The 25,222-nt window shown below is 36.8% G+C and carries 25 protein-coding genes; 14 read left to right on the top strand and 11 right to left on the bottom strand.

Going from position 1 to position 25,222, the window contains the following annotated elements:
- The 6 genes from B3209_RS01130 to B3209_RS01105 all read left to right on the top strand — a co-directional run.
- The coding region (locus B3209_RS01130) for a Fic family protein (protein ID WP_296689554.1) at nt 1-603 on the top strand (603 nt) is incomplete at its 5' end.
- 58 nt (nt 604-661) lie between these two features.
- Entirely contained in the window at nt 662-1,702 is a 1,041-nt protein-coding gene (locus tag B3209_RS01125; RefSeq protein ID WP_296689552.1) for a PDDEXK nuclease domain-containing protein, read from the top strand.
- Nucleotides 1,703-1,765: 63 nt separating this feature from the next.
- Nucleotides 1,766-2,269, top strand: a complete 504-nt coding sequence (locus B3209_RS01120; protein ID WP_296689550.1) for a hypothetical protein — start codon at nt 1,766-1,768, stop codon at nt 2,267-2,269.
- 65 nt (nt 2,270-2,334) lie between these two features.
- Complete coding sequence (locus tag B3209_RS01115; protein ID WP_296689548.1) at nt 2,335-3,585, top strand: restriction endonuclease subunit S; 1,251 nt, start codon at nt 2,335-2,337, stop codon at nt 3,583-3,585.
- Nucleotides 3,586-3,681: 96 nt separating this feature from the next.
- Complete coding sequence (locus B3209_RS01110) at nt 3,682-5,214, top strand: PIN domain-containing protein (RefSeq protein ID WP_296689546.1); 1,533 nt, start codon at nt 3,682-3,684, stop codon at nt 5,212-5,214.
- Nucleotides 5,215-5,216: 2 nt separating this feature from the next.
- On the top strand, nt 5,217-5,585 hold the full coding sequence (locus B3209_RS01105; RefSeq protein WP_296689544.1) for an ASCH domain-containing protein: 369 nt from the start codon (nt 5,217-5,219) through the stop codon (nt 5,583-5,585).
- Between the two features lie 450 nt (nt 5,586-6,035).
- Here B3209_RS01105 and B3209_RS01100 read toward each other — a convergent pair whose 3' ends face one another.
- Entirely contained in the window at nt 6,036-7,262 is a 1,227-nt protein-coding gene (locus B3209_RS01100; RefSeq protein WP_296689541.1) for an ATP-binding protein, read from the bottom strand.
- A gap of 203 nt (nt 7,263-7,465) precedes the next feature.
- Here B3209_RS01100 and B3209_RS01095 point away from each other — a divergent pair, with 203 nt between their 5' ends.
- Entirely contained in the window at nt 7,466-8,788 is a 1,323-nt protein-coding gene (locus B3209_RS01095; protein WP_296689540.1) for an ATP-binding protein, read from the top strand.
- A gap of 132 nt (nt 8,789-8,920) precedes the next feature.
- Here the strand turns inward: B3209_RS01095 and B3209_RS01090 are convergent, their stop codons facing one another.
- The 7 genes from B3209_RS01090 to B3209_RS01060 form a co-directional block, all read right to left on the bottom strand.
- A complete protein-coding gene (locus B3209_RS01090; RefSeq protein WP_296664266.1) occupies nt 8,921-9,952 on the bottom strand; it encodes a leucine-rich repeat domain-containing protein in 1,032 nt (343 codons plus the stop codon).
- Nucleotides 9,953-10,010: 58 nt separating this feature from the next.
- A complete protein-coding gene (locus tag B3209_RS01085) occupies nt 10,011-10,229 on the bottom strand; it encodes a hypothetical protein (protein WP_296664265.1) in 219 nt (72 codons plus the stop codon).
- 23 nt (nt 10,230-10,252) lie between these two features.
- The gene (locus B3209_RS01080) at nt 10,253-10,735 is read right to left on the bottom strand and encodes a hypothetical protein (RefSeq protein WP_296689537.1); all 483 of its coding nucleotides are present in this window, start codon (nt 10,733-10,735) and stop codon (nt 10,253-10,255) included.
- Nucleotides 10,736-10,755: 20 nt separating this feature from the next.
- Nucleotides 10,756-11,826, bottom strand: a complete 1,071-nt coding sequence (locus B3209_RS01075) for a hypothetical protein (protein WP_296664263.1) — start codon at nt 11,824-11,826, stop codon at nt 10,756-10,758.
- Between the two features lie 251 nt (nt 11,827-12,077).
- Nucleotides 12,078-12,872, bottom strand: a complete 795-nt coding sequence (locus B3209_RS01070) for a sensor histidine kinase (protein ID WP_296664262.1) — start codon at nt 12,870-12,872, stop codon at nt 12,078-12,080.
- Complete coding sequence (locus tag B3209_RS01065) at nt 12,869-13,471, bottom strand: hypothetical protein (protein WP_296664261.1); 603 nt, start codon at nt 13,469-13,471, stop codon at nt 12,869-12,871. The genes B3209_RS01070 and B3209_RS01065 overlap by 4 nt, the downstream gene beginning before the upstream one ends.
- Nucleotides 13,468-14,124, bottom strand: coding sequence for a LuxR C-terminal-related transcriptional regulator (locus tag B3209_RS01060; RefSeq protein ID WP_296664260.1), 657 nt, complete (start codon nt 14,122-14,124; stop codon nt 13,468-13,470). The genes B3209_RS01065 and B3209_RS01060 overlap by 4 nt, the downstream gene beginning before the upstream one ends.
- 209 nt (nt 14,125-14,333) lie before the next feature.
- On the opposite strand from B3209_RS01060, the gene B3209_RS01055 reads away from it, so the two are divergent.
- Both B3209_RS01055 and B3209_RS01050 read left to right on the top strand, forming a co-directional pair.
- Nucleotides 14,334-15,629, top strand: a complete 1,296-nt coding sequence (locus B3209_RS01055; protein WP_296689534.1) for an ATP-binding protein — start codon at nt 14,334-14,336, stop codon at nt 15,627-15,629.
- Between the two features lie 268 nt (nt 15,630-15,897).
- Nucleotides 15,898-17,184, top strand: coding sequence for an ATP-binding protein (locus B3209_RS01050; protein WP_296689532.1), 1,287 nt, complete (start codon nt 15,898-15,900; stop codon nt 17,182-17,184).
- Between the two features lie 81 nt (nt 17,185-17,265).
- Here the strand turns inward: B3209_RS01050 and B3209_RS01045 are convergent, their stop codons facing one another.
- Both B3209_RS01045 and B3209_RS01040 read right to left on the bottom strand, forming a co-directional pair.
- Nucleotides 17,266-17,889 (bottom strand): response regulator transcription factor, encoded by a 624-nt coding sequence (locus tag B3209_RS01045; RefSeq protein WP_296689529.1) that lies wholly within the window; start codon nt 17,887-17,889, stop codon nt 17,266-17,268.
- A 3-nt stretch (nt 17,890-17,892) separates the two neighbouring features.
- Nucleotides 17,893-18,258, bottom strand: a complete 366-nt coding sequence (locus tag B3209_RS01040; RefSeq protein WP_296689526.1) for a sensor histidine kinase — start codon at nt 18,256-18,258, stop codon at nt 17,893-17,895.
- Between the two features lie 492 nt (nt 18,259-18,750).
- On the opposite strand from B3209_RS01040, the gene B3209_RS01035 reads away from it, so the two are divergent.
- Nucleotides 18,751-19,317 (top strand): hypothetical protein, encoded by a 567-nt coding sequence (locus tag B3209_RS01035; RefSeq protein WP_296689524.1) that lies wholly within the window; start codon nt 18,751-18,753, stop codon nt 19,315-19,317.
- Nucleotides 19,318-19,389: 72 nt separating this feature from the next.
- On the opposite strand, the gene B3209_RS01030 is transcribed toward B3209_RS01035, so the two are convergent.
- Nucleotides 19,390-19,668 carry a helix-turn-helix domain-containing protein gene (locus B3209_RS01030; protein ID WP_296689523.1) on the bottom strand — a complete coding sequence of 93 codons (279 nt, stop codon included), beginning with the start codon at nt 19,666-19,668 and terminating at the stop codon, nt 19,390-19,392.
- A gap of 121 nt (nt 19,669-19,789) precedes the next feature.
- On the opposite strand from B3209_RS01030, the gene B3209_RS01025 reads away from it, so the two are divergent.
- The 4 genes from B3209_RS01025 (at nt 19,790) to B3209_RS01010 (ending at nt 25,221) form a co-directional block, all read left to right on the top strand.
- Nucleotides 19,790-20,785, top strand: a complete 996-nt coding sequence (locus B3209_RS01025; protein ID WP_296689520.1) for a helix-turn-helix transcriptional regulator — start codon at nt 19,790-19,792, stop codon at nt 20,783-20,785.
- 202 nt (nt 20,786-20,987) lie between these two features.
- The gene (locus B3209_RS01020; RefSeq protein WP_296689516.1) at nt 20,988-22,208 is read left to right on the top strand and encodes a dynamin family protein; all 1,221 of its coding nucleotides are present in this window, start codon (nt 20,988-20,990) and stop codon (nt 22,206-22,208) included.
- Complete coding sequence (locus B3209_RS01015) at nt 22,201-24,654, top strand: dynamin family protein (RefSeq protein ID WP_296689511.1); 2,454 nt, start codon at nt 22,201-22,203, stop codon at nt 24,652-24,654. Before B3209_RS01020 ends, B3209_RS01015 begins: the two co-directional genes overlap by 8 nt.
- A gap of 12 nt (nt 24,655-24,666) precedes the next feature.
- Entirely contained in the window at nt 24,667-25,221 is a 555-nt protein-coding gene (locus B3209_RS01010) for a hypothetical protein (protein ID WP_296689509.1), read from the top strand.
- Nucleotide 25,222: the final 1 nt, after the last annotated feature.

The raw sequence follows: 25,222 nt of genomic DNA, 5'->3' as shown, positions 1-25,222 counted from the left end.
GATCTCATGTCCGATTTTGAAAAATTTCTGAACAATGAAGAAATAAATGTTCCTCATCTCATAAAAATCGCAATAGCGCATTATCAATTTGAGACAATTCATCCGTTTTTAGATGGAAACGGAAGAGTCGGGCGTCTGCTTATCACGTTATATTTTGTCGCCTCTGGAATTCTTGAAAAACCTCTTTTGTATCTTTCGGCTTTCTTTGAAAAAAATCGCTCTTTATACTACGACAATCTGACAATAACTCGTGAAAAGAACGATTTAAAACAGTGGATAAAATATTTTCTGGTCGGAATTGCTCAAACTGCAGAAGAAAGCACACGCACATTGCAAAAGATAATGCAGTTAAAGTCAAAAGTTGAAGAAACGATTATGACAATGGGAAAACGGTATTCAACTGCACATACCCTTTTAATTGATTTATTTAAAAATCCTATTGCTTCAATAAAAAATATACAGAATATCACAGGACTTTCCGCAAAAGCAGCTGGAGATTTAGCCGCTGTTTTTGTAGAAAAAGGAATATTTGAGGAAATCACAAAGCGACAGCGCAACCGCATATTTGTATTTCAGGAATATCTAAAACTTTTTTCTAGCTGATAAGAATGAAACATGGAATCAAAAATGCAGATGAAAAAACATAAGCCGGGGGAAAAGCATGGAAAAAGAAATTATCAATCTAAGCAACTCGCAGTTTTCAGATGATTATATAAAGGACGTAAAGGATATTTTAAAGTCTGCCCGGAAGCAAAGCTACAAGTCTGTAAATTCCGTAATGATACAGGCGTACTGGCTTGTCGGATTCAGGATTGTTGAGCAGGAGCAGAAAGGCGAAAAACGTGCGGGCTACGGCGAAAAAATTATTGTGAATCTTTCAAAAGAACTGAACAAGAAAATCGGAAGCGGAATGTCCGAGGCCCACTTAAAAAATTGCCGTCAGTTTTATTTGACATTTCCATCAGCAAAGATTTGCTACACACTGTGTAGCGAATTGACTTGGTCTCACTTGCGTCTGATTATGCGGCTTGATTCCGAGGAAAAACGTAATTACTACATAAACGAAGCGAAACATGGAAACTGGTCAGTCCGGGAGCTTGAAAGAAGCATAAAAACCCAGATGTTTGAGCGGATTGTGCAGAACCAGATTCCTCAAAAATCAACATCCAAACTAAAAAATGAATCACTTGTAAAAGACCCGTATATTCTTGAGTTTTTGGGAATAAAGCCTGAAACTAGCAGTTCAGAAAAAGACATTGAAAATGCGATTATCTCAAACCTTGAAAAGTTTCTGCTTGAGATGGGGAAAGGGTTTTCCTTTGTTGAACGACAGATGCACGTAAAGACTGAAACTCAGGATTTTTTCATTGACCTTGTTTTCTACAATTATATCCTAAAATGTTTTGTTCTGATTGACCTGAAAAAGGGCGAGCTGAAACATCAGGACATCGGGCAGATGGATATGTATGTGCGGATGTTTGACTCGCTGAAAAAAGCCGATGACGACAACCCGACAATCGGAATTATTTTCTGTGCGGACAAGGACGAAAGCATCGTGAAATATTCCGTTCTGAACGAATCCCGGCAGATTTTCGCAAGCCGCTATAAAACCGTGCTTCCGACAGAGGAAGAACTGGGCGCAGAACTAGACCGCAACAGAAGATTCCTAGAAGAAAAATACGGAAAAAAACTGATTGAATAGCAGAATTAAGAGGCGGAGCAAAAACAATGCAGATGAAGAAATATAAGCTGGGAGAAAGTTGAAATGAAAATAAATTCTTCAAATAGTCCGAAAATACAAAGAAAAGGCTATGCGAATTTTAAGCGCGCTGAACTGTTTGAAAAACTAAAAACCTCGCTTGGTAAAGTCAAAAACAAAAAGACAGGAATTGAGGCGGTTCTTTCAAAAAAATCGCTTGAAAAAATGACAAGCGCGAAGGCAATAGAAAAGTCCAAGCAGAACGGATATTCTCTTGACGAGCATTTTGAAATGGCTGAAAAAATCATTGAACTTTTTGAGCGTGCCGAGCTTATTGCAAGCCACCCGGACTTGAAGAATCCTGACGACCCGAACATAATTTCAATAAAACGTTTTGCTTCTGCCGCAGATCTTTCAAACAGGTCTAAGAGCGAAGTTTTGATTACTGTAAAGGAAAGCATTGCCAACGGACATCATATTTATTCAATTGAGCTATTTAAAATAAATAAAGCCTCCGAAAAATTCAGAGGCTTGAGTGACGCGGCCAAAAACGGCGAACAGGGGAACTAACACACCTCACGTCCATAATTTGAATATAACATAACAAGGATTGGATGTCAAACAGGAAACAAACAATGCAGATGAAGAAATATAAGCTGGGAAAATTGATGGAAGTTACTCGCGGAATGTCTTTGGGCGGAGAATTTTATTCCACGAAAGGCGAACTGATGAGATTGACTTTGGGAAATTTTGACTACAAGAATAATTGCTTCAAAGATGACAAGTCAAAGGATAATCTGTTTTTTACAGGAGCTGTAAAGCCGGAATTTATTTTGAAAAAAGACGATATAATTACGCCGCTTACTGAGCAGGCAATCGGGCTTTTAGGCTCAACCGCGAAAATTCCGTGCGACGGAAAATATATTCAAAGTCAGGATGTCGCTCTGATAAAATGCAAGGAAAAACTGAATCCGAATTTTGCTTTCTATTTGATTCCGTCAAAACTTGTAAGAAATCAGTTAAGTGCAGCTGCCCAGCAGACAAAAATCAGGCACACTTCGCCGGGCAAAATAAAAGACTGCACTGTTTGGATTCCTGAATATTCTTCGCAGGAAAAAATCGGCAATTTTCTTTCTTCCATCGACAAAAAAATTGCCCTGAACAGCCGCATAAACGCAAAGCTTGAGCAGATGGCAAAACGCCTTTACGACTACTGGTTTGTGCAGTTCGATTTTCCGAATGAAAACGGCAAGCCCTACAAGTCCAGTGGCGGAAAAGTGGCCTACAACGCCGAGCTGAAAAGAGAAATCCCGGCTGGGTGGGAAGTTGGAAATCTTTATGAAATTGCGGACTATATAAACGGGCTTGCTTGCCAGAATTTCAGACCAAAAGAGAATGAACAATCATTGCCTGTCATAAAAATTCGTGAAATGAATGAAGGCATAACAAAAGACACAGAGCAAGTTTCAATAAATATTCCGGAAAAATATAAAATTAATAACGGAGATATTTTGTTTTCTTGGTCTGCAACTTTAGAAGTCATGGTTTGGAATAGTGGAAAAGGCGGATTAAACCAGCATATTTTCAAAGTTGTGCCAAAAAATTATTTTTCCAATGAATATGTTTATCAGCAATTGGATAGGTACATAGTAAACTTTCAAAAACAAGCGGAAGCCAGAAAAACAACGATGGGACACATAACTTCTGAGCATATAAATCAAAGCCGAGTGGTTCTACCGCCAAAAGAAATTGTTCAGGCTTTCACACAAAAAGTAAAAGCTCTGTCAAAAATGCAATCAAATCTAAAAACTGAAAATTTAAGATTGGCAATAATGCGAGATAGGTTGCTTCCCTTGCTTATGAACGGTCAGGTGGAGATGGTTTAAGGATTTAAAAATCTTGCGAAATCATAAGACTGAATATATACTATATGTATAAATTGTAATACTGTGTAAGCATGAATGAAGAATTTGGAGTAGTTTATGAGGGCGTTACTAGATACAAATATTATTATTCACCGTGAAAATACAAAAGCCACAAATTATGGAATAGGACTGCTTTTCTATTGGCTTGACAAATTGAATTATGAGAAATGCATTCATCCTTTTGTTGTTGAAGAGCTTCGGAGTTTTCATGATGAAAATATGCAAAATTTGTACAATGCAAAACTCTCCGCATATACAGAAATAAAAACGGTTGCAACTCAAACAGATGATTTTAAATCAAAACTTCCAGAAGAAAAAAGCCATAATGATAAAGTTGATAATCAATTGCTTTATGAAATTTATTCAAATCGGGTAGATTTGCTTATAACAGAAGATAAGGCGCTTAGAGAAAAATCAAGAATATTTGATCTAAGAGAAAAAGTTCTTTCCATAAATGAGTTCATTACAAGATGTACCAATGAGAATCCAGAACTTATATCATATAAAATGCTTGCCGTCAAAAAAGAGCTTTTTGGAAATATTGATATAAATAGTCCGTTCTTTGATACATTTAAAATTGCTTATTCTGGTTTTGAACAATGGTTTAGAAAAAAGAGTGATGAGAAAGCCTATGTTTGCCGTACAGACACAAATGATATTTTAGGCTTTTTGTATCTTAAAACAGAATTTGAAAATGAACCTTATTCTGATATAACTCCAGTTTTTCAGCCTAAAAAAAGACTGAAAGTTGGAACTTTTAAGGTGGAATCTTCTGGGTTTCGATTGGGTGAGCGTTTTGTAAAAATCATTTTTGACAATGCGCTTGAACGGAAAGTCGATGAAATTTATGTTACTCTTTTTGAAGATAGGCAAGAATTGAAAGCACTTGAAGATTTGCTTTTTGTTTGGGGATTTAGAAAATACGGAACAAAAAGAACAAACGGCAAAGATGAAGTGGTTCTGACAAAAACAATGCATTCTTATAATCCAAACTTTTCTGTAAAAGAAAATTATCCTAATATCTTGTTTGATAACCGCCAAAAATATTTTTTGCCGATTCTTGCAAAATATCATACAAGTTTGCTTCCGGATTCTAAGCTAAATACAGAAAATGAGATTGACTTTCTTGGAAAAGAGCCGCATCGTTACGCGCTTCAAAAAGTTTATATTTCTTTTACATCAGAGCGAGGTATGAAAAAAGGTGATTTATTGCTTTTTTATCGTATGGCAGAGAATGGTGAAATTAAAAAATATAAATCAGTTGTAACTACTGTTGGAATCATTGATTCGGTAAAATACATGAATCATGGTTTTAATACGAAAGAAGAATTTTTTAGAACGTGCAAAAACAGGAGTGTATTTACAGAACAAGAGCTGGAAGAATTTTGGAATAAGAAAAAGGACAAACTTCTTGTTGTGAATTTTATCTATGTGAAAAGTCTTGCAAAACGGCTTAATCTTGAGTATCTGTGGGCTAATGATATAATTCCATTTCCGAATGGACCAAGACCATTTACAAGGCTTTCTGATGAGCAGTTTAACAAGATACTGAATGATTCTAATACAAATATAGACTTTATAAGGGACTAAACATGTGCAAGATATTGTTATCAATAAAGCCGGAGTATTCATCAAAAATTTTACAAGGGACAAAAAAGTATGAATATCGCAGGCAAATTGCAAAGCGGACTGTCGATGAAATCTTGATTTACTCAACTGCCCCGGATATGAAAGTTATTGGCTCTGTAAAAGTCAATTCTGTAATAAAAGGAACACCGGCGGAACTTTGGGAAAAAACAGAAAAATATTCTGGTATATGCAGAGAAAAGTTTTTTTCATATTTTCAAGGAAAAGAAACCGCATTTGCATATAAATTGGGCGATGTTCAGACATTTAATCCTCCAAGAAATCTGACTGATTACAACATCAAGACAGCTCCGCAGTCATTTGTTTATTTGTAAACTTAGATATAAAGAACTGTTCATTTTGCATTTTTTCTGAATAAAATCCTCAGCTTCCCGGTTTGTTTCTGAAAAATCAAAAATCAGCTCTACAAGCGCATCTTTTGAAACCGAAAAAAGAAAATCCTTTTTTGTCATAACTGTTATGCGGTTTATTGTATGTTAAAAATAACAAAGTTTGAAGCGTAGAGGTTGATTTTTGGGGTTGCGTCTGTTTTTTTTTCATTTATACTCTCCAAAAATGTGAGTTTTCTTGATTTTGGCGACTATAACTGATGAAAATTCTGCACTCGATTTTTCCTGCAACGGAATAATCTACCGGAACATAAGAGATTTTCTGCTTGGGGAGATTTAGTTCAAATATTTTTTAGAATTTTAGAAATTGAACCAATTGTTTTGATTTTTCTGTTATTAAAATAGCGGACTGAATTTGAATACTCGCATCTCCTTTCACCCCTCCAAAATCCATTCCCTTATGTTCTTGCGCACGATTCCGTTTTCGTTTGAGGGCTGAAGCTCGTCCATTGTAAGAATGAGTTTTGGGAAGTTGTCGCCTAGTGCAAGGATCGATTTTAGCGGGCGGATTTCTCTTTCCTTTGTCTCTTCCGAGCTGATTAGGTATGCGACCTGAACGTAGAGCTTTTCGCCGTTCTTTTCCGCAGCGAAGTCAATCTCCGCATCGCCTATTTTTCCGATAAAGACCTTGTAGCCGCGCCGCAGAAGCTCGATGAACACGATGTTTTCCAAAATTCCGTTTATGTAGGTGTCCTTGTAGCCGTGCAGAAAAGTCAGCAGCCCCTGGTCGGCAAGGTAATATTTTTCCATTGTCTCAAGAATTTTCTTGCCGCGAACGTCATACCGCGGAACTTTGTAAAGGACGAGCGCGTTCTCAAGATATTTTATGTCGTTGTAGATTGTTTCCACGGAAAGCGGCCGTCCGCCGGACTTCATGAAGTCGGAAATCCGTTTTGCGGAAAAAATATTTCCTGTGTTGTCGGCGATGTAAAGGATGATTTTTTCAAGAACCGCGGTGTCTCGGATTTTGTTGCGTGCAATCACGTCTTTTAAAAGAACCGTCGAATATATTCCTTCCAGATACGAGCGGATTTGGACAGGATTTTCCATCATGTCCTTGAGTCCCGGAAATCCTCCGAATTCAATGAATTTTCTGAATGCCGCCGCAGAGTCGTTTTCAGAATTGAAATACAAAAATTCCTTGTAAGAAAGCGGCCAGATGTGAATCAGGACATAGCGACCGCTCAAGTACGTTGCAAGTTCGGAAGAAAGAAGGTTCGCGTTGCTTCCGGTTATGTAGATGTCCGCGTCAATCGTTGCGGAAGAGTAGAGCGAATTAACAAGCTTTTCCCAGCCGCTGACCTCCTGAATTTCATCCAGAAAAAGATAGAGCTTTTTTCCGCCTACCGCCTCGCTTTTTGATTTTATAAAGTCGTAGAGTTTTTTTGAGTCCAGAAATTCCGCATTCTCAAAATCTTCCATATTTAATAGGAGAATTTGGTTTTCCGCCGCGCCGCTTTCCAAAATCTTCCGCGAAAGAAGCTCAAGCATGAACGATTTTCCCGAACGTCTTATTCCCTGAAGCACTTTTATTACGGGCTTGTCCTTGTAAAGAGAAATTATTTCGTCAGTTCCGAATCTGTCCAGTGCAATCTGTTTCATTTGTTTCTAGTATAACCGAAAAAGTTTTGAAATTCAAGAAACGTTTCAGGTATAGTGGAAAGTTTTTGCTTAAGAAGAGATTCTTGCTTTTCCGCCGTATGTGTAGAAAGTACCGCCGATTGTACTTGAATGCAATAAAATTTTTTGCTAAATTCCTATTAGAAATTAGTCAAAGACTTTGAAAAATTTATAATAGGTGTAAAATGAGTTTTAAACGTGATATTTATCTCAAACGTTTGATTGTCCGTGAAAAGAACGGCCTTATAAAAATAATCACAGGAGCAAGGCGTGCAGGCAAGTCTTATTTTATGAACAGGATTTTCTGTGAATATCTTAAAAACAAGGGAGTTTCCGAAAATCAAGTCATCAAATTTGCCTTTGATTCTGACGAGGACATAGATTTGCTTGATTCATTTTTTCCAGAAGAAGAAACCCGTTTTAAGCAGAAAAACGGAACTTATTTAGTAAATGCCAAAAAATTCCGTGCGTTCATAAAAGAAAAAACAAATGAATGTGGCAGTTTTTATCTGCTTTTGGATGAAGTTCAGCTGCTTGAAAATTTTGTCGGAACATTAAACAGTTTTTTGAGGCATGAAAATTTTGATATTTATGTAACCGGTTCAAACTCAAAATTTCTTTCATCTGATATTATTACGGAATTTAAGGGACGCGGCTCGGAGGTTCATATTTTGCCTTTGAGTTTTTCTGAATATTGCGAAGGTTTGCATTTAAAACCTGATGAAGCATGGAAGTCATATATTGTAACAGGCGGAATTCCTTTGGTCGCTTTGATGAAAACTGATGAGGAACGTTTTTCTTATTTGAACAATTTGTGCGAGGAAACATATCTAAAAGACATAATTGAACACAACGGAATCAGAAAGCAGTCTGAGCTTGCAGAAACGTTTGACATGCTTTCTTCTATGATTGGCTCGCCTGTAAATGCTTTAAAGCTTGCCAATACTTTTAAAACGCTCACAAAGAAGGAAATTACTGACAGCACGATAACAACTTTTATCGGATATTTTGAAGACGCTTTTTTAGTTTCAAAGGCAAAAAAATTCAATATAAAAGGAAAGAAATATATTTCCTCTCCATTTAAAATTTATTTTGAAGATATAGGAGTCCGTAATGCAAGACTGAATTTCCGTCAGATTGAAGAAACTCACATCATGGAAAACATTTTATATAACGAGCTTCGCTACCGGGGCTTTTTGGTTGATGTGGGCGAGGTGAACATAAATGAAAAAACAGAACGCAGTGATGCCAACGGAAAAAATATCTATGCGCAAAAGCAGCTTGAAGTGGATTTTATAGCCAATTCTGGAAACCAAAAATTTTACATCCAATCAGCTCTTAGCATGGATTCGGCGGAAAAAGAGATTCAGGAAAAAAAATCACTTTACAACATAGGCGATTCCTTTAAGAAAATCGTAATTACAAAAAACAATCTGAAATCTTCTGTCGATGAAAAAGGCATTGTTACAGTAGATTTATTTGATTTTCTACTTAATTTTGATTTTTAACATTCTCCCTTGTTTTTTCCAATAAAGCCAGATGGAATAAGATAGAATCCAGTTCTTTATTCCATGTTTTATTCACCGATTTTTTCAATCGTGCATTGGCCGGGTTTTTGCCGTATAAGTTTTTCCTTTTCGCTATTTTCGACTGTCAGTATAAGCCCCTACAGGTTCCCCGTGTTCACCAAAATACCAATATGCATTATCTGGAACTTCATAGACTGCTATGCCGTCATCTTCCAAGTTTAATTTCTGTAAAGATGTGATTTTTTCCTTTAATCTTGCGCATATACGAGTCTTAATTCCTTTTTCATATTTTATTCCATCAATTGTCATATTCGGTGTGCACCATTCCGCTCCATGATATTGTTTAAGAGGTTTATCGTTTTCACCAATGCCGATGCTTTTTGGAATTGAGATGCTTTTTACAGTTTTGCTTGCAATCACGGATAAACTTCTGCAGCCAGGTTTGTAAACAACTTTCTGAAGTTTTCCCCTCCAGTCTTCATAGTCAATTGCGCCGCTGTAGTTTCTCCAGGTGTTTCCAAAATTAATGATTGGCTCTGAATACCAATTTGGTTCAATGATAAAACTTTCAAAATCATTCCCGCTAAATACAGGATTTGGATAGCTCGGATTACTCATATCAGGAATTCCCCAGGTGTGAGCAGAAAGTCCCTCGCCATTTTCAAAAATATAATCGACATTCGAAGGAAAATCTAATTTTGTAAGATGATTATTCTTAAATGCCCCTGCCTTAAATCTCAAATTTTTAGTTCTCGGCAGGACAATCAGATTTTGTATTCCACAATCCGCAAAAGCTTCTCTTCCAATTGTTTCTAAGAAAGGGGGAATTGTTACTGTTTTTATATTTTGATTTTTAAAAGTGTTATTCCCAATTTTTTTAAGCGAACTCGGAAGTTCCAGTTTTGTGATTTTATTTTTTGGGGCGAACAAAGAATCTCCGCAATAAATTTCCAAGACAGGATAATTTCCGATTTTTTCGGGAATCTCACATTTTGCGTTATTGCCAATATACTTTGTAATTTGTATGTACTTCCCGATTTTTTTATCAGTATATGAAGTAAATTCAAAATCCGACTCTGAATCAGCAAAAGATATATTTATCGCGATACAGAGCAGAAATAAAAAAATTGTAATCTTTCTCATTTATTTAGCTCCCGTAAAAAATCTACGCAAAATAAATCTTTGCGTAGGTTTCAGATTGTTAATTGATGATGCCTGAAAAGAAAAGCGCAAAAGTTGCCGCCAGGAATATAATCAGTAATAGTATGAAATATTTTTTTATAATTTCGAGCCAAGTCGCTGGTGGCAAAATTGCTGCCCAAATGCCGTACTTGAATTTTCCGATAAGTCTTACAACTCCTTCACTGGCAAGAAGTCCCCCAAAAGCACAAATAATTAATTTTATAATTGAATCAGACATATTATTTATCTCCTCGTGAAATTTCAATTTTTTTTAAAGAAAACTATTCCCGCTTTTTCATAACGAACCGCATGGTTCACAGAGCCAGTGATAATATCATCAAGCGTAATTTTTTCCGGCAATTTTTGCTTTAGTCCAGATTTGCTTAATCTGTCATTTTCTGCTTTTGTGATTTTTCCAATTCCTGAAAGTTTTTCTATGAATTCTGAAAGAAATTCTTTTGTAGGAAACGTATTCCTGTTTTTTATTTTTCTCATCAGATAATCTGTCAAAACTTTGCAAGGAATTGTGTGCTCGTCTGTGGAATCATTTTCAGATGCCTGAACACCTTCTGAAATATAACGAGGCTCTTTCCTAATCATCATTCCGCCAAGAATGAACTTAAGCGTATCTGAAAAGGCTTTCTCTGTGTCTTTTGTACAGATTTCATGCATTTTTAAAAAGTGATATAAAAATTCTGCACGTTCCTCGTAATTTGTTTCAACAAAATGTCCAGTCCAAGCCATGACTTGTTTTCCGTCCTGACTTATTTTGCTGTTAGGGCAGCTTTTATTTCTGCATTTTCAGCGTCAATAGTCTTTGTTATTTCTGGGATTTCGTCCATTTTTTGCTTGAACTCTTCATTCCTAAAAGAAAAATCAACCTTAATTTCAGGCTTTCCGTCAATAGGCTTCCAAAGTTTGAAGGAATTTGCTTTTTCTAAAAGCTCTGGATATTTTTTTAGATTGATTTTTCCTTTTATTGAAAAAAGACGTGTTCTTTCTCCTGAGAACGAAAGCCGAATTTTGCAGCTTTTTGCGAAAAACAAAAATCCATTATTCAGATTGATTGAAGCAGAGCATAGTCCGCCGCCAACAGAAACTGTGTTCTTCTTTTCAGTCTGATAGCTGCATATAAGCTTATAGACGGCGAACAAGCCTTTTGCATCTGGCATTTCCGAAAGGCTTGTCATAAAGGAAAATTTTGAAGATGCGTTTGATTTATCAGGACCTGGAAATGCGAAATCTTTTTCTGTAAGTCCGAGCCCAATTTGAAAATTTTTGAAACCTTTGTAAGATGCGAAATTTTCTGCCACACATTTATAGACGAATAATGCGGAGCAGCCGTCAAGCAAGTGTTTTTCTATTTGTTTCATTTCGTCAAGCTGCTTGTTTGATTTTGTACGCTTGTATTTGTCATATATGGATTTGTGCTCATTTTTCTGATTCTTCTTAAGTTTATTTATTGCATCTACAAGCTGCTGTGCCTGTTCCTCTGTAAGCTCAAAATCGGATGGCATCTTTTTTGAACCCTCAGCCAAATCAGCAGCGAATTTAAAATCTTCTCCATTCTCTAAATCATATATATCTTGAGTTGTATTTTTTAGTTTCTTAAAGAAATTGGAAACCGGAAGATAAAAATATATGAACTCGTCGCCGAAAGCTCCCGCATATTTTTGAGCAGTCTCGCTGGCTGCCGAAAATTCATTGCTTTCAAGAAGCTGCATTACTGCATTTCCTGCAATCTTTCTGGCCTGAGGATCATTTTTATCCTCCTGGACATTTACGACATTTATTTCCGTTTTGGATTCTCCAAAAACAACGCTAAAAATACCCATCTTTTTCCTCCGCGCTTACCGTCTGCCGACTTTCTTAGTCCGAATACTCAAACTTGGAAATCATTCTACAAGGAGGCTTTTATTTTGTATTGAGAGTTGAGCCTTGTAAAAAACGGGAGTTCAGTCCTGAAAAATCTAACTTTCAAATGATTAAAATGATTATTCAACAAACACGGTTCGGAGCAGTTTATTTTTTTGTAGTCCCCAAAAAAAACGCTTACATGGCAATGTTCTTGTAAAAAATTGATTTTTCACCCTGGAATTTCAACTCTCACTTCTGTTCCGGTTTCCTTGTCGCTTTTTATGTTGAGCGTGCCGCCTAAAAGCTTTGACCTCATTTCCATTCCGCTCATTCCAAAGTGAAGTTCTCCGTGCGTTCCGACATCGTTCTTGCGGCTGTTCACATCAAAGCCTTGCCCATCGTCAAAAATCATTATGCAGATTGTGTCATTTTCTTTTCGTATAACAACGCTTGTTTCGCTGCAGTTTGCGTGATTTTTTGCGTTGTTCAGGGCCTCCTGGGTTATCCGCAAAATGTGGTGCTTCTGCCCGGTTGAAAATTTTTCAAGAGGAACATCACTAGAAACGAAAAATGAACAGAAAATTCCGCTTTGAGAAGAAAACTGCTCGCACAAATCATTTATCACCGTTTTAAAAGGAGCGCCTTTTAGGACAGGAAGATTCAAATTCTGAATGATGGAGCGCAGTTCAGTTTGATTTTGCTTTTCGAGGCTGATTATTTTTTCTATTTCCGTGCGGATTTTTTCGTCTTTACAGGTGGCTTCAAGTTCTTTTTGTTTTAGCAAAAGGGTTTTTATGTTCTGGCTTATCGTGTCGTGCAGTTCCTGGCTTATGCGCCTTCGTTCCTCTTCCTGGGTTTGAATGATTTCCGAAATAAAAGCGTGGTTTTCTTTTAGCAATTTTCTGTTTTTTATGTTTCGTATTAAAATCAGCAGAATTATTAAAAAAGATGCAAAACAGACTGCAATCAAAAATAGAAAAAACGATGTGTAAAGATTAAGTGCGTAAATCAATTCTTCCGTCATGCGTTGCTCCCGAATTTTTGTTCAGCAAAACGGTATATGCCGAAGCCTGCAAAAGTGCAGATAAGCCTGTCAAGCACGGTAAGGGGAATCCGTGGCAATAAGTAGGACAAAAACACGTTGAAGTTTAATTTTTGAAATGCGATGGAAAAATTATCGATTGCAGAAAATCCGGAAGATTTGTTAAATAGCGGGCGGATGAATGTGTCGAGAAAGCTTGCGGAAAAACAGCTTAAAAATGATGATGCGAATGCGATAACCAGAAGGTAAAGAACGGTGACTGCACGGCTAAAGAAAAATTCTTTTTTATTGCGGCTTATTGTCCATGTTGCAAGAACAATAAAAATTCCGCAGACAGAATACAGAAAATCAAAATAGAAGATTTCTGTTCCGTAAAATGCGCAGCGTAAAACTGTCATCAGAGGATTGGAGAAGGCTGCAGCAATAATGCCCGGAACGAGCCCTGCGTAAAAAGTGATTGCAACTGTAAAAATTGTATCAAAAAAAGCGGGCAGTTCAAGCGCGGCAGAAAAAAATGAAGTGGCGATGTTTCCTAAAACGGCTGCGAGAATTAAAGCTGCGGTGAATCCGATTTTTTTCATAGACGCCCCATTCTTTCAAGGAATTCCAACTTGCTTTTAACGCCCGCTTTGTCATATAAAATCGTAAGATAATTAACGACTGTCTTTTCTGATATACCAAGCGTCGCGGCGACATCGGCGTTTGTATTGTAGAGTGTAAGGCTTTCTGCAACCAGCTTTTCCTTTTTTGTAAAAGTCTGTGTAATGTCGCGGACTTCAAGAAGTCCTGTTACGAGTTCCGCCTGAATATATGTTTTTCCAGCTGAGATTGCTTCAAGCGCGGCAAGTAGAACAGTCTCGTCTGCATTTTTAGAAACAAAGCCTTTAGCGCCGACTGCTGCGCTTGTCGCGTGTTCAACAAATCCGCCTGAATCGTGGCTTGAATATGCAATGCAGGGAATGCCAAGAGCGGAAAACATTTTGATAATTTCAAAACCGCAATACTCCTCGTGTCCTCTGTTCGTGAATTCCGCTTTAAACGAAATATCAACGATTGCAACGCAGCCGGCATCTTCAGCGTTTTTGCAGTGGCTGAACGATTCTGCGATTTTCTTACATTCGTCCCATGTTCCGGCCTCGTCCGTAACCTTGAAATTTGAATAAGATTGAATCCAGTTTTTTATTCCGTTTCTCAAAAGCGAATGGTCGTCGCAAAGAATTATGTTTTTTGCCATGCAGCATATTATACTGCATTCCGCCGAGATTTATAGGGAGTTTACTCCCGGAATACGCGGGAAGAACTGGTTTAGGCTGTTGCTACAATAAAAGTGTTGCTATAATTTTGTGATGAAAACTTAAAAAATGAGCTTTCTTCATTATTTTAGGTCTTAAAAAATGTGTATTTTGCCTTGTTTTAGGTCTTAAAAAGTGTTATATTTATGACGTGGAAAGATTCATACTGAATGATTTGAAGAACTGGAAAGAAAACTCAAGCAGAAAACCGCTAGTTCTTATGGGAGCCCGGCAGGTTGGAAAAACTTGGGTCATGAAGGAATTCGGCAGGCGATTTTACAAAAAAACGGCTTATATTTCCTTCTATAATAATTCCGCAATGAAAAATCTTTTTGAATCTGATTATGACATAAAGCGGATTTTGCCGGCATTAAGCATAGAGGCGGGCTTTCAGATTACTCCTTCAGACACATTAATTATTTTTGATGAAATTCAAAATGCGCCAAAAGCATTTGAGTCATTGAAATATTTTTGTGAAGAAGCTAACGAGTACCATATTATCGCGGCTGGCTCGCTTTTAGGAGTTGCCCTTCATCAGGGAGTTTCGTACCCTGTCGGAAAAGTTGATTTAATGCATCTTCATCCGCTTAGTTTTAGGGAATATTTGTATGCGGTTGAAGAAAAGCCTTTGAGTGATGCCCTGCTTTCTAGGGATTTTACCTTAATCGATAACTTTGCGGAAAAATACATTTATCATCTTAAAAATTATTATTTTGTCGGAGGAATGCCTGAGGTTGTGGAATCTTTCAGAAAGGACTCTGATTATATAAAGGCCAGACAGATTCAAAAGACGATTCTTGCCCAGTATAAAGGCGACTTTGGAAAGCATATTGACTCGCGCGAAATTCCAAAACTCAATCTTGTCTGGGATTCTGTTCAAATGCAACTGGCAAAGGAAAACAGGAAATTCTTTTTTGGAAAAATAAAACATGGCGCCCGCAGCGCAGATTTTGAAAACGCAATCCAGTGGCTCTGTGATTCAGGACTTGTTCATAAAGTTAACCGGGTGAATGAGCCTCACATTCCGCTTTCAGCATACAAGGATTTTTCCGCATACAAACTTTTTGTTCTGGACGTGGGACTTTTGTCCGCCATGAGCGAAGTTCCTGCAAAGGCGATTATCAATGGAAACACTCTTTTTGTTGAATTTAAAGGCGCGCTTGCAGAGCAGTTTGTTTTACAGGAATTGATTGCTGAAACAGATTTTACTCCGTATTATTATGGAAGCGAAAGCGCGACTTTTGAGCAGGATTTTTTGATACAAAAGGAAATGGACATTATTCCCATTGAAGTAAAAGCCGAGACAAATGTCCGCTCCCAAAGCCTTAAAGCGTTTTACGATAAATATAAGCCCGCCCGTTCGGTCAGATTTTCGCTGTTGCCGTACAAAAATCAGGGCTGGATGACGAATGTTCCGCTTTATGCAGTCTGCGCGGCGTTTATTTAAGCCTCTTATTTTTCCAATAAAGCCAGATGGAATAAAGCTCAGCCACAAGCGTCAAGTGTTTTTTGATTCCGCATATTTTTTTCTTGCTTTTCCGCCGTATGCGTAGAAAGTATCGCCGATTTAAAAAGGTGTAATCTTTGCTTGTTGATAATCTTAAAATGGTGTATAATTTTATAAAAATTAAAGTCAAAAAGGTGTAAATATGTATCGAAAGGCGTATAAAAGTCTCTTAAAATGGAAGAATGAAGAAAAAGGGAAATGCGCCATTATGATTGAAGGTGCTCGCCGTGTTGGAAAAAGCTTTCTTGCGCAGGAATTTGCAGAAAATGAGTATGAATCGTATATCCTCATAGATTTTTTTTCTGCTCCTGATGAAATCAAAGAACTGTTTGAAAAATATCTTTCTGATTTAGACACTCTTTTTATGCGCCTTTCTGCCTATTATTCCGTAAAACTGCACGAACGCGACACGCTCTTTATTTTTGATGAGGTTCAGTTTTTCCCACGCGCCAGAGCCGCGATTAAATATCTTGTTGCCGACGGACGCTATGATTTTATAGAAACGGGCTCTCTTCTTTCCATCAGAAAAAATACACAGGACATTTTAATTCCATCGGAAGAACATCATATACAGTTGAACCCCATGGATTTCGAGGAGTTTCTGCTTGCTTTAGGAAACGACACCTTGATTCCTGTTGTAAAAAATTGCTTTGAAAAGAAAATTCCTATGGAACAGGCTTTGCATAGAAAGGCTATGGATTTATTCAGGCTTTATCTTATAGTAGGCGGAATGCCGCAAGCTGTAAAAGAATATTGTGAATCAAAAAATTTTGAAAAGGTAGATATGATAAAGCGGGAAATTCTGGAGCTGTATCGTAACGATATTCAAAAGCACGCAAAAGGCTCGGAATTAAAAGCGGAATCTATTTTTGATGAAATTCCTTCTCAGCTTTCTAAGCACGAAAAAAAATTTAAGCTGGCTTCCCTAAAAAAAGATGCAAAAATGCGCAATTATGATGACGCGTTTATGTGGCTTAAAGATTCTAGAATCGTAAACATTTGCTACAATGCTGATGAGCCTAATGTCGCATTAAAAATGAATATGAGCCGCACCACATTAAAATGCTACATGGCAGATACAGGACTTTTAATCAGCCATGCGTTTGACGAAAACGGTCTTGTTGCTGAAGAGATTTATAAAAAACTGCTTTTTGGAAAGCTTGAAGTAAACGAAGGAATGATTTTTGAAAACATTGTTTCCCAGATGCTTACAGCAAGCGGACACAAACTCTACTTTTATTCAAAGTCTGACAATGAAGATTCAGATTCACGCATGGAAATTGATTTTCTTATTACGAAAAATAAAGTTACTTCGCGTCACAACATTCAGGGAATCGAAGTAAAATCCTCAAAGCGTTATACAATTTCCTCGCTTAACAAGTTCAGGAAAAAATTTGCAGAATATGCCGATAAATGTTTTGTCATTCACACCTCAGATTTTAAGGAAGAAAACGGCATAACCTACTTGCCAGTTTACATGGCAATGTTTTTGTAGAAAATTGATTTTTCATCCTGGAATTTCAACTCTCACTTCTGTTCCAGTTCCCTTGCCTCCCAGTCGTGTTTATTCCATATTTCACTCACCGAACTTTTTAATCAGTTCTTCGTGGTTCCTGCAGCCTGTTTTCTGGTAAATTTTGGAAAGGTAATTTTCCAGCGAGCGTTCGACAATATTCAGTTCTTTTGTAATCTGGCCGCGGCTCTTTCGTTCTATCAGTTTTTTGAAAACTGTCTGCTCCTGGCGTGTCAGGCCGTCAAAAACACTTTTATATGTAAAAAGCGGGGCTACAAGAGTCTGCTGTACATAAGTTTTGCCGGCAAGAATTGTTTCAATGGCTGAAAAAAGCTCACTCTCCGGGGCGGATTTTAGGACGAAACCGTCGGCATCGCCTTCAAGCGCAAGAGATACAATTCCAGGTTTTGCGAACATCGAATAGACAATGACTTTTACAGAAGGAAGATTGGCCTTTACCTCGCGCAGAATATCAAGTCCGCTTTCGTCGCAAAGGAATAAATCAAGAATCAGAATGTCCGGAATCCTGGATTCCTTTGCAAGTTCATAAAGCTTTTTTATGCATTCATTTTTTGAAAAAGCATAGCCACAGCAGGAATATCTGCCGCGCTCGGAAATCAATCCGCGGATTCCCCTGTTTGTAAGTGTATGATCTTCGACTACAAAAAAACTGACTTCATGTCCCATATTCTAATTCATCCTCTTAAAAATACTGATTTGTGTTCCCTCGCCGTGGGCAGAAGAAACTGAAAATTCGGCTCCAATCAGCTGGCATCTTTTTTTCATTCCGATAAGTCCAAAATGTTTTGCGCCGCCGATTCTTTTGTAACTTGAAAAGCCCTCGTACTGTTCTGCGTCATAATCAAAACCGCAGCCGTCATCACTTATAAAAATGTAAAGTCCTTTTTCTTCATTCTCGCTGGAATTTCTGATAAGAATTACCGCTTCGCCTGCATTCGCATGTTTTATTACATTTGTAAGACTTTCCTGCACAATACGGTAAAGGTTCAATATATCATTTTCATTCAAAAAGGAAGTGTCTGTGTCATCAGGCATTGAGATTCTGAATTTTACATCGCAGGTCTGAGCCTTTGATTTTCATTATGTCTGAATCTATGTTGTTCCTAAAATAAAGTCCTTCTGATAGCGTTAATGCCTACATAATAAGAAAAATATAACTGAAAACAATCATAAAACAAGCGTAAAATTTTACGGCTGATTTACGATTGGAATTTGATGGTTTTTATTGCCGAAAAACTTCGGGTGTTTTAGTGTGTTTTTCTTGTAAAGTTCGGGTGTTTTAGTGTGTTTTTCTTGTAAAGTTCGGGTGTTTTAGTGTAAAATATTGCACGTATGAACCGCAACATCTTTCTATCTCCCAAAACCCTCCGCAACTTCCGTTAAAAGCCGCACTTTTTCCTGCGGCAAATTCTCGCATTTTTCTGATAATCTACACATTGATTTCAGGCGTTTGATAAATTTCTTCTTCCTCTGAACCTGTCTGTCATACCAGTTGTTGTAAAATAATCTTGCATTTACGGAGGAAAAATGAAACTTTCAAATATTATTATTGCCGGAGCCACACTTGGCTTAATCGGTGGAATCTGCGTTTCGGCAATCAGATTTCTGACGGATGGCGGACGTATGTCCAGGGACTGTCAGTATTTTTTGAACGGAAGGGAGCATCAGACGGAATCAGCCCATATCGCTTGCCTGAAAAAATATTTCTGCAATAGGAAAAAGGTCAATGTCATGTTTTTGCTAGGAGAAAATTCCGTTGAAATAAGAAAAACAGTCAGCCGTAAATTAAAAAACAGGCGGTCATTGTTTGGAGCTGATTTTTCGGTCTGTTTCCTAAAAAATCCTTCAAAAATCAAGATGCCGGACGAAAATTCCCTTTTAATAGTCGTGCTTCCGCCTGAGAAATTCGGACATGAGCTTTTTGTCTCTGCATACAGGAAATTTGAGGAGATAAAAACTTCTGCCGGCGATGGAAACGTCAGGATGATTGAGATGCAGCGTTTTTATGATGAGGACGAATTTTCGGATGATGAGACCGTCCTGAATTCTGTTGAGATGCTCATCGCCAGTGCGGACTTGAACGGCTGGATTTAGGGCGATAATCTTATTGTTTTTTCCGATGTTCCATTCGGAGGATATATTTTTATGGAATCCGGATTTTTCAGATTAAAGAGAGCGGATGAGGCTTATGATTTTCTGTTTCCGGACCTCGCGGTCTGAATCTGGAATCTCAAAAAATATCGACGGTTTTACGGAAAGGGCATTCGCAATCTTGAATATTGTTGTTACAGTAGGAACTTTGCGGTTCGCCTCAATCATCGCAAGAAACCCCTGTGAGATTCCGGCTTCCAGCGCAAGCTCCATTTGGGACATCTTCCGTTTTTGGCGTTCTTCCTGAATACGTAAGGCGACCATCTTTGTGGAGGTGTTAACATCAATATCCATAGAGATAATTTTAGGGCGGTGTAACATTCTTCTCAAATAATTAAAGGAATAAATAATATTGCTAAAGAAATATTGTGTCATAATTATTTATCGGCTATAATAGGCGAGGCGGTTTTTCAGCATGAGTGAAAAGAATAAGGACAAAATTTTACAGGCGTACAGAATTCATCGGATTGATGATGAGATCAGGTCCGGAAAATATCCGAATGCGACGGGGCTTGCAAGGCTGCTTGAGGTTTCCGAGCGTACTATAAACCGGGATTTTGATGTTCTCCGGGATTTTTACAATGCGCCGATGGAATACAGTGCCGAACACCGCGGATGGTATTACACGGAGCCGAATTTTTTCATCAAATATATTCAGATAAACGAGGGAGAATTCTTCAGCCTTGCGCTTTTTGACCAGCTTCTTCTTCAATATAAAAATACACCGCTGGAAAAACAGCTCAGATCAATATTCAGAAAAATAGAAGGAAGCCTTCCGGAAAACGTTTCAATCGACTCAAGGTTCCTTTCCGGCGATATAACATACATTCCGGACGCGCTCGCTCCTATTGTCACTGAGGTTTTTGACTCTGTAATTGACGCCCTGAAGAAAAGGCGTTCCATTATTTTTGATTACCGTCCTCTCCAGAAAACGACCTTTATGCAGCGTCAGATTGATCCGTACCACATAATCTGCCAGAGGGGAAACTGGTATGTGATTGGAAATTGCCATCTGAAAAAGGAAGTGCGGATTTTCAGCCTCTCAAGAATGAAGAATGTCCGGCAGACAGATGAATTTTTTGAGATTCCAGCAGGATTTGACGCAAGAAATTATGTTGACCGGACGATGGGAGTCTGGCTTTCATCAAGGACAAGGCATAAAGTCCGGCTTCTGTTCAGCGCGGAAATCGGAACTTTCGCCGCCGAGCATATCTGGCACGAGAATCAGAGTGTGGTCCGAAATGACGACGGAAGCGTGGATGTCAGCTTTGAGACGACTCAACTGCCTGAGGTGAAACGTTGGGTGCTGGGACAGGGAAGCACTGTAAAAGTTCTTGAGCCACAGGAGCTGGTTGATGAAGTGACGGACGAGGCGAAAAAACTGCTGGAAATGTACGGACGGGGAAAATGAATTTTCTTCGGAATTAAATATGTATGACGTCGGATGTCGCAGCAAGTGGAGTAGAATGAGAAAGACAAATTTACTAAAGCAGCATATAGATTATAAGGAGACCGCAATGTACGAATAATGAAAATATTTTTGACCTAATGATGCAAAATGGCATGAAGGGTGTGTTTTGTAATATGAATCGTTTTAATGGAAGTATGAGAATATGTTACAGATTATAGACGTGAAAAAGGAATTTAATAAACTCAATTCGCTGTCTTTCTTTCAAAAACAAATTATTCATGAGCTAAGAAATCGGGAAGAGAAAAATATACAATATACAAATTGTTTTAAATCAGCATTTAATTCTCTTATTGAAAAAAATTATGATGAAGCTAAAAAAATGTGTAAGCCATTAAAAAAAAGTTTAAAGTGGCTTTTGTATTCCGAATTTGAATATTATCGTAAAGTCTTTAATAAGAAACTTCTTGCTGTTGAAAATATATCGTTAGTTTTTGGCTTTTCTCCAAGGAAATATGATAAATTCTTAAAATGTGTAAACGAAAAATTACCCAAAAATCGTTTTTCACAGCAATCTTATAATGATTTCTTAAATTTTAAGAATCACGAGAAATATTATAAAACGCTTCCTATAAAAAATATTGCAGTTTGTGCTAACATGAGTGCAGGAAAATCAACTTTTGTAAATGCTCTTCTAGGTAGAGATGTTTTGCCAGCTCGTAGCGAGGCTACAACGGCTAAAATTACAAGCGTTTATGATAACGATAACTCTGAATCGCTTTTAGGGTTTATTGAAGAAAACAATAAAATTGAACATCATTGTTTAGATACAAATCTTTCTATTATTAATGGTTGGAATGAGGATCCTAATATTAATCGTATATATCTTCAAGGCGATTTGGATGGTATTGGCAATAATGGAATTATTGCTGCAGTACATGATACTCCTGGAACAAATTATTCTGGCGATAACACCCATCATGATATTACATTAAAATTTCTTACATCAAATAAATTCGAAGCTTTGATTTATGTTGCTAATGCAACACAACTTTGTACCACAGATGAAGAAATACTGCTCAAAGAAATTTACAAGAAAGTTGTAAATAAAAACGAAATACCAGTGATTTTTATATTAAATAAATCTGATTGTCTTGATTCAGAAAAAGAAAATATTATAGACATTATAGAAAGGTATCGAATATATCTTGAAGAGATTGGCTTTAAGAATCCAGTTTTATTTCCTCTTTCTTCTAAAGCTGCAAGAATTCTAAAAATGGTAAGAAATGGTTTATATGAAAATCTTACTGGAAAAGAAAAGAAAGAGCTAAAAGTAATACAAACTGTATTTTCGGATTTAAATTCCACAGGATTACCAGAAGTGGAAAAATATATAGAAAAACTTATTGGAGGCAATAATGATTAATATTGATTTAAAGTATAACGCTTATACAAGAGAAACAACATTTTCAGATGGTTCAAGAAATTCTGATGATTTTCTTCTCGCACATGAAGGTGAAGAATTGAATTTATGGATTGATAGTTTTCTGACAAATCTTATTGATACATATAATTCAGAACTTAGTCTTTGTTTTGATGGAATAGAACGAGACTGTGATATCGTTGAAGATGCTGTAAGGAATTATAATCAAAATACAAATAGTTTTAAAATCTTATATCGTAGAAAAGTTAATAGGTCAAATACAAATCCTTCTTCAAAGAATAAAATAGAAAAGTTACGAGAATTATATGCAGAAATGAGAAGTGAGAGTTGTCCTTTTGAAGAACTCCGCACTGATAAAAATATTGAAAAATCATTTAATACAGCTCTAGATACAGAATTTGAAATTGCTGTAGTTGCGACAATGAGTAGTGGAAAATCTACACTAATTAATGCAATGCTAGGTACAGAGCTTTTGCCTGCACGTAATGAAGCGACTACGGCTACAATTGCTCGCATACATGATGAGGATGATGAAACAATTTTTCGTGGCATAGTTTATGATAAGGACGACAATGAAATTACTAGTAGAGAATCACTTACAATTGAAAATATGAATCAATTTAATGATGATCCAAATACGGCGCGTATTGAAATTTATGGGAACATTGTTGGTATTTCTTCGCAAAGTCTTAAACTTGTTCTTACAGATACACCAGGTCCAAACAATAGCAGAACGGATGAACATAAGAATCATACATACCGTTTAATAAAGGATTCAAAATACAAACCAATGGTTCTTTATATTCTTGATGGAGGGCATCTTGAGAGTAATGATGATGACACTTTGCTTACAGATATTGCTAATGCAATGCGTGATGGCGGTAGACAAGCCAGTGATCGTTTTATTTTTGTAATAAACAAGGCGGATGAATTTGATACAGATAATGAGGATGTTCAGAAGTATATCAATAAAACTAAAGAATATCTTGAAAAACATGGAATACAAAATCCAAAGGTATTCCCTTGTTCATCCTATGTTGCAAAGTTAATTAGATTATATCAATCTGGAAAGCAGTTTACAAAGAAAGAACGTCTTGATTTGGATTCAAAAATTGAACTTTTCTTTGATGATGAAGAAGAAAACTACAAAGGATTACATTTTTCTAAAATGGCAGATATTTCCGAATCTGTGCGAAGTAAGCTTGAAGCAGAAGAAACAATGGCTCGTTCTACAAATGATAAATACACAGATGCTTTAATTCAGACGGGTATACCCGCTGTTGAAGGGGCTATTAGTGAATATCTCGAAAAATATGCAAAGCCACAAAAAATAACCGAAGCGATTCACTCATTCTTACAAATAATTCGGGATTTAGGTACAGAAGCCCATGAAACCCAGATGTTAAAAGATAATAAATCAAAGGTTGAAGAAACCCAAAAAGCCATTGATAAAATGGAACAGATTATAAAAAAAGGTGATAAGGGTGTTAAATTCAAAGAAAAAATAGATTCTATTTCTGTAGAACCTAAAATAAAGGAAGCTTTTGAAACTCTTTCTGGAGATAAATTAGGTACATTAATTTCTCATGCAAGAAGTAAATATTGTAGTGAAAAGCTTACAGAGAATGAAACAAGGAAACGAATCAAACAAATTCAAGCTGATTTAGAAGAATTCAGAAATAAGTTTGCAATTGATATTGAAAATATTATCAATGAAAAAGTTGGAAACCAAGCAAGAAAATATTGTGATGAATATAATTCTTATGTTTCTGAACTTCTAGGAAGTGCTTTTGGACATGAAGTCAAAGCTGCATCTGTTTTAGGAAGTCTTGCAACTATGAATCTTTCGGCAGAGAATGTAGAAGAGTTTGAATTTAATGTAAAAGAAAAAACTGGAACTCAACTTGTCGAAGAAGAAAGAACAAGAACAGAAATGAGAACAAAAACAAGGACCAGAACTAGAAAAAAGAGCGGATTGGGAAGTGCAGTTGCTCGTGGTTTTGGAAAACTATTTTCTTTCTTTGGGGCTGATACAGATGATTGGGGTTATGAGGACTATACTTATACAGAAGATGTTCCTGTACAAGTTAAATATATGGCTACAATTGAAAGAGATAAATATGAAAATAGACAGTATGTAAATTTCACAAAGATGTTTAATGCTGTTGTTACTCCAAAACTTGATGATTTTTCTTCACAGGCTCGTACAATAGCGACAGATGTTGCAAAAGAGGAAGAGAGAAAACTGAAAGAAGCATTTAAGAAATCTTTTGATGAATTGAATGCAGCTATCGAAACTAAATTGAAAGAACTAAAGAATACTCTTAGTGATAAAAAATCTTTTGAAGAAATGGTAGCCAATAATGAAGCAAACCTTGCTTGGCTAGAAAAGTTCAAGAAACAATTGAATGAGGCAATTACAGACTAGAAGGAGTTGTTTATGGATAAGAAATTAATTGATGCGATTCAGACTAATGATTTTATAGCTATACGTGATATGTTGAGGAATCGTTTGTTGATGAACCATGATGTAAATGATGGAGTTTTTAAAGAGTGTTGGAATGAATGCGAAAAAGCAGGAATAATACAAAACATATTACAACCACATGATGGTCGGGAGTTCTCTAATGAGTTATCAGAGAAAAACTATAATACTCTTGTTGGTCAATTATCAACAAACTTTTCAGAAATAAGGTTAAATAAGATTCTTTTCCTTGCAAAAGAGATTTGGCCATCTGAGCAGACAGAAAATATGTCGTCTCAAAATCGGGAAATAAAATCATCTTCAACAAGTACTACATATTATAATGAAGATGGTAGAGTTGTAGGTGAAAGAATTATAGAGGAAAGAGAAATACCTAATGATGAATCCCAAGACACATATGAGAGAGTAATTCATAACAACGAAAAAAATGATTCTAATCTTGGTGTGGTATTAGCAGTAGCTGCAGTAGCTACAGTTGCAGTAATTGCAGGTGTTGTATTATTTGGCTAAA

This window comes from Treponema sp. UBA6852 (assembly GCA_002449305.1).
Lineage (GTDB): Bacteria > Spirochaetota > Spirochaetia > Treponematales > Treponemataceae > Treponema_D.
This window is presented reverse-complemented; position numbering and strand designations above follow the sequence as displayed.

Excerpts from the sequence above, each read along its gene's own strand:
- B3209_RS01090 (WP_296664266.1), bottom strand. The coding sequence starts at position 9,952 with ATGAGAAAGATTACAATTTTTTTATTTCTGCTCTGTATCGCGATAAAT.
- B3209_RS01050 (WP_296689532.1), top strand. The coding sequence starts at position 15,898 with ATGATTGAAGGTGCTCGCCGTGTTGGAAAAAGCTTTCTTGCGCAGGAA.
- B3209_RS01075 (WP_296664263.1), bottom strand. The coding sequence starts at position 11,826 with ATGGGTATTTTTAGCGTTGTTTTTGGAGAATCCAAAACGGAAATAAAT.
- B3209_RS01010 (WP_296689509.1), top strand. The coding sequence starts at position 24,667 with ATGGATAAGAAATTAATTGATGCGATTCAGACTAATGATTTTATAGCT.
- B3209_RS01015 (WP_296689511.1), top strand. The coding sequence starts at position 22,201 with ATGATTAATATTGATTTAAAGTATAACGCTTATACAAGAGAAACAACA.
- B3209_RS01105 (WP_296689544.1), top strand. The coding sequence starts at position 5,217 with ATGTGCAAGATATTGTTATCAATAAAGCCGGAGTATTCATCAAAAATT.
- B3209_RS01045 (WP_296689529.1), bottom strand. The coding sequence starts at position 17,889 with ATGGGACATGAAGTCAGTTTTTTTGTAGTCGAAGATCATACACTTACA.
- B3209_RS01100 (WP_296689541.1), bottom strand. The coding sequence starts at position 7,262 with ATGAAACAGATTGCACTGGACAGATTCGGAACTGACGAAATAATTTCT.
- B3209_RS01065 (WP_296664261.1), bottom strand. The coding sequence starts at position 13,471 with ATGAAAAAAATCGGATTCACCGCAGCTTTAATTCTCGCAGCCGTTTTA.
- B3209_RS01095 (WP_296689540.1), top strand. The coding sequence starts at position 7,466 with ATGAGTTTTAAACGTGATATTTATCTCAAACGTTTGATTGTCCGTGAA.
- B3209_RS01040 (WP_296689526.1), bottom strand. The coding sequence starts at position 18,258 with ATGCCTGATGACACAGACACTTCCTTTTTGAATGAAAATGATATATTG.
- B3209_RS01125 (WP_296689552.1), top strand. The coding sequence starts at position 662 with ATGGAAAAAGAAATTATCAATCTAAGCAACTCGCAGTTTTCAGATGAT.
- B3209_RS01115 (WP_296689548.1), top strand. The coding sequence starts at position 2,335 with ATGCAGATGAAGAAATATAAGCTGGGAAAATTGATGGAAGTTACTCGC.
- B3209_RS01025 (WP_296689520.1), top strand. The coding sequence starts at position 19,790 with ATGAGTGAAAAGAATAAGGACAAAATTTTACAGGCGTACAGAATTCAT.
- B3209_RS01110 (WP_296689546.1), top strand. The coding sequence starts at position 3,682 with ATGAGGGCGTTACTAGATACAAATATTATTATTCACCGTGAAAATACA.
- B3209_RS01020 (WP_296689516.1), top strand. The coding sequence starts at position 20,988 with ATGTTACAGATTATAGACGTGAAAAAGGAATTTAATAAACTCAATTCG.
- B3209_RS01060 (WP_296664260.1), bottom strand. The coding sequence starts at position 14,124 with ATGGCAAAAAACATAATTCTTTGCGACGACCATTCGCTTTTGAGAAAC.
- B3209_RS01120 (WP_296689550.1), top strand. The coding sequence starts at position 1,766 with ATGAAAATAAATTCTTCAAATAGTCCGAAAATACAAAGAAAAGGCTAT.
- B3209_RS01080 (WP_296689537.1), bottom strand. The coding sequence starts at position 10,735 with ATGGCTTGGACTGGACATTTTGTTGAAACAAATTACGAGGAACGTGCA.
- B3209_RS01035 (WP_296689524.1), top strand. The coding sequence starts at position 18,751 with ATGAAACTTTCAAATATTATTATTGCCGGAGCCACACTTGGCTTAATC.
- B3209_RS01070 (WP_296664262.1), bottom strand. The coding sequence starts at position 12,872 with ATGACGGAAGAATTGATTTACGCACTTAATCTTTACACATCGTTTTTT.
- B3209_RS01030 (WP_296689523.1), bottom strand. The coding sequence starts at position 19,668 with ATGGATATTGATGTTAACACCTCCACAAAGATGGTCGCCTTACGTATT.
- B3209_RS01085 (WP_296664265.1), bottom strand. The coding sequence starts at position 10,229 with ATGTCTGATTCAATTATAAAATTAATTATTTGTGCTTTTGGGGGACTT.